5 protein-coding genes and 1 pseudogene are annotated in these 5,389 nt (G+C 65.0%); 1 reads left to right on the top strand and 5 read right to left on the bottom strand.

The window, feature by feature from the left end; genetic code table 11:
* Nucleotides 1-642, top strand: a pseudogene (locus E5W87_RS33630) (ATP-dependent DNA helicase); the annotation flags it as partial.
* A gap of 13 nt (nt 643-655) precedes the next feature.
* Here the strand turns inward: E5W87_RS33630 and E5W87_RS33625 are convergent.
* The 5 genes from E5W87_RS33625 to E5W87_RS33605 form a co-directional block, all read right to left on the bottom strand.
* Entirely contained in the window at nt 656-1,705 is a 1,050-nt protein-coding gene (locus tag E5W87_RS33625; RefSeq protein WP_292407724.1) for an ABC transporter permease, read from the bottom strand.
* Nucleotides 1,702-2,499, bottom strand: a complete 798-nt coding sequence (locus tag E5W87_RS33620; protein WP_292407720.1) for an ATP-binding cassette domain-containing protein — start codon at nt 2,497-2,499, stop codon at nt 1,702-1,704. The genes E5W87_RS33625 and E5W87_RS33620 overlap by 4 nt, the downstream gene beginning before the upstream one ends.
* 83 nt (nt 2,500-2,582) lie before the next feature.
* Entirely contained in the window at nt 2,583-3,596 is a 1,014-nt protein-coding gene (locus E5W87_RS33615) for a substrate-binding domain-containing protein (protein WP_292407716.1), read from the bottom strand.
* 105 nt (nt 3,597-3,701) lie between these two features.
* The gene (locus E5W87_RS33610; RefSeq protein WP_292407713.1) at nt 3,702-4,607 is read right to left on the bottom strand and encodes a sugar phosphate isomerase/epimerase; all 906 of its coding nucleotides are present in this window, start codon (nt 4,605-4,607) and stop codon (nt 3,702-3,704) included.
* 2 nt (nt 4,608-4,609) lie between these two features.
* Nucleotides 4,610-5,389: Gfo/Idh/MocA family oxidoreductase (locus E5W87_RS33605; RefSeq protein WP_292407710.1), on the bottom strand; the 780-nt coding region annotated here is incomplete at its 5' end.

Here is a 5,389-nt window from a genome sequence, read left to right as displayed (position 1 = left end):
GGCCTGACCCGCGCCAAGAAGAACCTGCATTTGTGGTTCGTCTCCAACCGCCGCATCCACGGCCTGTGGCAATCGACCATCCCGTCGCGCTTCCTCGACGAACTGCCGGAAGCCCATGTCGAAGTCGCAGAGAGCGGCAACAGCTACGGCGGTTACGGCAATTCCTACGGCAGCGGTTCGTTCGCCTCCGGGCGGGGCGGCCAAGGGGCCGGAAGGCAGAACCCTTACGGCGCTTCGCGCTTCGACAATGTTGGCGGCAATACTGGCGGAGGCGAGAAATCCGGCGCCTTCTCCAACACCTATGCGACGCCAGGCTGGCAGCGCGCGCAACAGAACCGCACCGAGGCGACCGATCGCAACTGGGGCTCGCGCTCAGGCCACCAGGTCGAGCGCATCGGCTATGGCGAGACCGACTCGGGCTATGGCGCCGGCCGAACGTCGATCAAGGGCCGCACCATCGATGGCGAACTGGTCGCCAAATCCGTTGCCGACACGCCGTCTCCCTTCAGTGTCGGCGACCGCGTCTTCCACCAGAAATTCGGCAACGGCAACATCTCGGCCATCGACGGCAACAAGCTGACCATCGACTTCGATAAGGCCGGCCAGAAACGCGTGCTGGACGGGTTCGTCACCGGGGTTTGAGCATTAGCCCCGTTCAGCGATAGCGCGCCTGGTTCCATTTGTGGCCGAGCAGCGACAGGATGATGATCAGCCCGTTGAAGAACTGGACGTAGAAGCCGCTCAGGCCCGCCGCGACGACGCCGGTCTGGATGAACGACACCGTGACGGCGCCGATCGCGCCGCCGACGACGGTGCCGATGCCGCCCCAGGTCGGCGTGCCGCCAACGAACACCGATGCCAGCACCGGCAACAGATAGCCGTCGCCGGCGGTCGGCCACCAGGTGAAGTTGATCATCACCGAAAACGTGCCGGCTATCGCAGCACCAATGCCGACGAAGACAAACACCTTGACCCTGACGCGCTTGACGTCGATGCCCATCTGCTGGGCACTGTCGGGATTGTCGCCGACAACCTTCACCTGCGCGCCGAAGCGATGGCGGTTATAGAGCAGCGCCGACAGCACGACGAAGCCGATGGCCCAGAAGATCTGCACCGGAATGCCGTAGAGCTGGCTGGAGAAGATCTTGTAGGCCCAACTGTCGGCGAGGCTGGTGAGCGCCGTCGACTTGCCCTCGTTGATGATCTGGATCAGGCCACGCAGCAGGAAGTTCATGCCGAGCGTTGCGATCAGCGACGACAGCCCGCCATAGACGACCAGTGATCCGACCAGGAAGCCGAGCAGCATACCGGTGAGGAGTGCGGCGGCGATGCCGAGGAACGGATCGTAGCCGGCCTGCACCACCAGCGCGAAGACCCATGAAGCAAAACCCATCGTCGCTGGAAACGACAGGTCGATCTCGCCGCAGGTGACGACGAAGACCAGCGGCACCACCACAAACAGCGCCACCGGCAGCGTGGTGAGCACGGAACTGTAGAGATACCAGGTGGTGAACACGACCGGATTGGCGATCATGAACACCGCCATCATGACGATGAACACGACAAGCGTGCCGAGTGCGGCGCGATTGTCGAGGATGAAACCGCGCAGCCAATTGTCGGACGGGTGTCGCCACTCTTTCCCAGCGGCCTCATTATGCGTGCCGCCGAGGGGGCTCTGCAGATCGGGTTCCATGGTCTTGCTCATTGCGCCGCCCTCCCCGCATCGTTGGCGTCGTGCAACCCGGGCAAGCCGCCGGGATGCGCCACGTCTTCCATGAAGTTGATCAGGTCTTCGGCCGACTTGACCTCGCTGCGGTCGGCGGCGAGCGCCACCTTGCCGCGATCCAGCACCACGAAGCGGTCGGCAATATCGAAGACGTGGTGGATGTTGTGGCCGATGAACAGGATCGAGCGTCCGCTCGCCCGCACCTGGCGCACGAAATGGAAGACCTTGGCGGTTTCGGTCAGCGACAGCGCCGTCGTCGGCTCGTCCAGAACGATCAGCTCCGCCTTCTTGTAGATGGCGCGTGCGATCGCCACGCCCTGGCGTTCGCCGCCCGAGAGCTGGCCGACGATCGAGTGCGGCGTGAACACTTTCGAGGTGAAGCCGATCTCGCGCATCAGCCGGCTCGCCTCCTCGATTTCCTTGTTGACCTTCAGCCAACCCAGCCAGCCGGTGAGCTCGCGGCCCATGAAGATGTTGCGCACGATGGTCTGCTGCACGGCCAGCGCCCGGTCCTGGAACACGGTCTCGATGCCGGCGTCGCGCGAGCGCGCGGCACTCCATCCCGTCACCGGCTTGCCGCGGACCAGGATCTCGCCGCTGGTCGGCTGGACCACGCCGGACAGGATCTTGATCAGCGTCGACTTGCCGGCGCCATTGTCGCCGATCAGGCCGACCACCTCGCCGCGGTCGACGCTGAGATTGACCCCGCCCAGCGCATAAACCTGACCATAGGATTTACTGATGTCGCGCAATTCGATGATGGGTTCGGCCATGGCGATCCTCGCTCGATTTCGTGCCGGCGTTCTCGCCAGCGGCCCCGCCGGCCGGGCTAAATCCCGGCCGACGGCTTGGGAGGTCAGCGCAGCGCCTGCTTGGCGAGCTCGGCGACGATCTCATAATTCTGCGGCGTGACGAAGCCGGCGCCGGTGTCGACATTCATCGGCGCCAGCCCAAGCACCACCTGCTGGCAAAGGCTGAGGATCGGCAGATAACCCTGCAAGAACGGCTGCTGGTCGGCCGTCAGCTGCACCCAGCCGCCCTTGAAGCCCTCGACGATCTGCGGGCTGGTGTCGAAGCCGAAATTGAAGATATCGCCCGGCTTCCTGCCCGCCGCCTGCATGTAAGTCGGGACGTTGCCCAGCATCTGTCCGCCGGGATAGCCGACCGCCTTGACGTCGGGATTGTTGAGCAGTGCCGCGGTGATCACCGGTATCGCCAGATTGGGGTCGGAAGCCCATTCGCCGCTTGGCGGCGAGGAAAGCTGTATGACCTCGACGCCTGCTTCCTTGAGGGCAGCGACAGTGCCGCGCTCGCGCGCCCCGCGACTCTCGTTCTCGAACGGGCCGATCATGATCGCCTTGTCGCCGGCCTTGAGCCCGGCCAGCTTGAACGCCTCGGCGCCAAGTGCGCGGCCCTGCTGCTCCTGCTGGGCGCCGACATAGCCGCCGCCGAACGCCGCCGTGACCTTCGGCACCGGCACGTTCTGGTACATCATCCTAATGCCGTCCTTGTGCGCCTGTTCGGCCAGCGGCATGATCGAAGCGTCGCCCGGGTGGCCCATCATGGCGATGCCGCCGGGCTTTACCGCGACAGCCTCGCGCAATTGCTGCACCATCTTCTCGACATCCCACTGGGAAAAGATGTAGTCGACCTTCGGCCCAAGATCGGCCGCCGCCTGCTTGGCGCCATTGTAGACGATGGTGCCGAAAGCGTCGCCCTCGGCGCCGCCGACGAAGAAGCGGATGTGGACGTCCTTGCACCACTGGGCATCGAGCGCCTGGGCGGGCAAGGTGGAGATTGCGGCGGCGAGCGCCGTGGCGGCCGCCACGACGGTCGAGCGCAGGACTGTCCTTCTCATCGTGATGCTCATGCACTTATCCTCCCTTTGTTTCCTCGCAAGCCGAGGGGTTTTCGACGATTGCTTCGGTTTCTCGCCGCAATGCTCCGCTTGCCGGCTCCTCCCGCCGGCCGATCCTCAGGCCGGGTTCGGCAGATACGCGGCACCTCCCCGGCATTGCTTGAGATAGTCCAGCGCCCGAGCCTGCCCTGTAATCTCGAGGTCGCCGCGGTAAACCGGGTCGTGCCAGCCCTCGATGTCGATGGCGCCCCTGTATCCCGCCAGCCGCAATTCGCTGATCACCCTCGTCCAGTCGCTGTCGCCGAAGCCCGGCGTGCGCATCTGCACGAAAGGCAGCCGGCCGAACACGCCATGCTCGCGGATCACGTCCCAGCGCACCGTCGCGTCCTTGCCATGGACATGGAAGATGCGCGGCGCCCATTTGCGGATCTGCGGGATCGGATCGATCAGGTAGACGAGCTGGTGACAGGGCTCCCATTCCAGGCCAAGATTCTCATCGGGCAGTTCGTTGAACATCAACTCCCAGGCGTCGGGATTGTGGGCGATGTTCCAGTCGCCGCTGGCCCAGTTGCCGTCCATCGCACAGTTCTCGAAAGCGATGCGCACGCCCTTGTCGGCAGCGCGCCTGGCCAGCGGTCCCCAGACCTCGCGGAAGCGCGGCAGACTGTCGGGCAGCGGCTTGCCGCGGATGCGGCCGGTGAAGCCGCTCACCATGCTGGTGCCGAACAGATGCGCGTGGTCGATGGCCGTTTCCCAGGCGTGAAGCACGCCGCGATCAGTATCGCCGCTCTCCAGCGGATTGCCGAACACGCCGATCGAGGAGACGACGACGTCGGTTTCGCCGATCGCCTCACGGATTTCGCCGGCAAGACGCGGAAGGTCCTTGCCGCCCAGCGTCTGCCAGAAGAAGGGCTGGATGCTCTCGAAGCCGAGCGGCAGGATCGCCTTGATGTAAGCGGCCGGGTCGTCGAGATTGGCCCGCACCATGGTGCCGATCCTGATGTCGAGAAGCGGATTTGGCATCGTCATCCTTCTTGTACAGCGATCGCGACCCGGCGCCCGGTTTCGGCGCTCTCGATCGCGCCGAAGACCATGGCCAGGCTTTTGATGTTGTCGGCGCCACGCGTCTCCGGCTCGGTGCCGGTTTCGACGGCGCGCACGAAATCCTGGATGATGCCGAGATGGCCGCCGACGCGGTCATTGGGATCGAGCGGCGGCACGGCGAGCGGCTCGGTGCGGTCGAACAGGCCTTCGCGGATAGGCCGCGTGACCTCCGCCTTCAACCCGTCCTCGCCGTCCCAGACCAGACTGCCGCGCTCGGCGACGATGCGCCACGTGGCCTCCCAGCTGGTGCGGAACCCGTCGGCGCACCAGGAACCGGCATAAGTGAACAGCTTGCCGCCGCCGAACTCGAAGATGGCGGTGGCCGATGATCCCTGCCGGTACCAGGAATTGGCCGGCTCCCATTCCCGGCAATAGACGCTGGCCGGCTCGCCACCGACCATGTAGCGGGCGGCGTCGAAAGTGTGGATCGCCATGTCGAGCAGCAGCACATGGGCCATCTCCTCGCGAAAACCGCCGAAATGCGGGGCGACGAAGAAGTCGGCGTGGATGCTGGTTGGCGCCCCGATGGCACCGGATGAGAGAAAGCGCCTGATGCGCCTAACATTGGCAACATAGCGGCGGTTCTGGACGACGGCGTGGACGCGCCCGGCTTTGCGCGCCGCCTCGACGATGGCGCGCGCATTCTCAGGACTGTCGGCCAGCGGCTTTTCGGTGAGCAGATGACAGTGATGCGCAAAGGC

Origin of the sequence: Mesorhizobium sp. (genome assembly GCF_004962925.1) — a bacterium.
GTDB lineage: Bacteria > Pseudomonadota > Alphaproteobacteria > Rhizobiales > Rhizobiaceae > Mesorhizobium.
This window is presented reverse-complemented; position numbering and strand designations above follow the sequence as displayed.

Coding starts and splice junctions, on each gene's coding strand:
- E5W87_RS33625 (WP_292407724.1), bottom strand. CDS start 1,705: ATGAGCAAGACCATGGAACCCGATCTGCAGAGCCCCCTCGGCGGCACG.
- E5W87_RS33610 (WP_292407713.1), bottom strand. CDS start 4,607: ATGCCAAATCCGCTTCTCGACATCAGGATCGGCACCATGGTGCGGGCC.
- E5W87_RS33615 (WP_292407716.1), bottom strand. CDS start 3,596: ATGAGCATCACGATGAGAAGGACAGTCCTGCGCTCGACCGTCGTGGCG.
- E5W87_RS33620 (WP_292407720.1), bottom strand. CDS start 2,499: ATGGCCGAACCCATCATCGAATTGCGCGACATCAGTAAATCCTATGGT.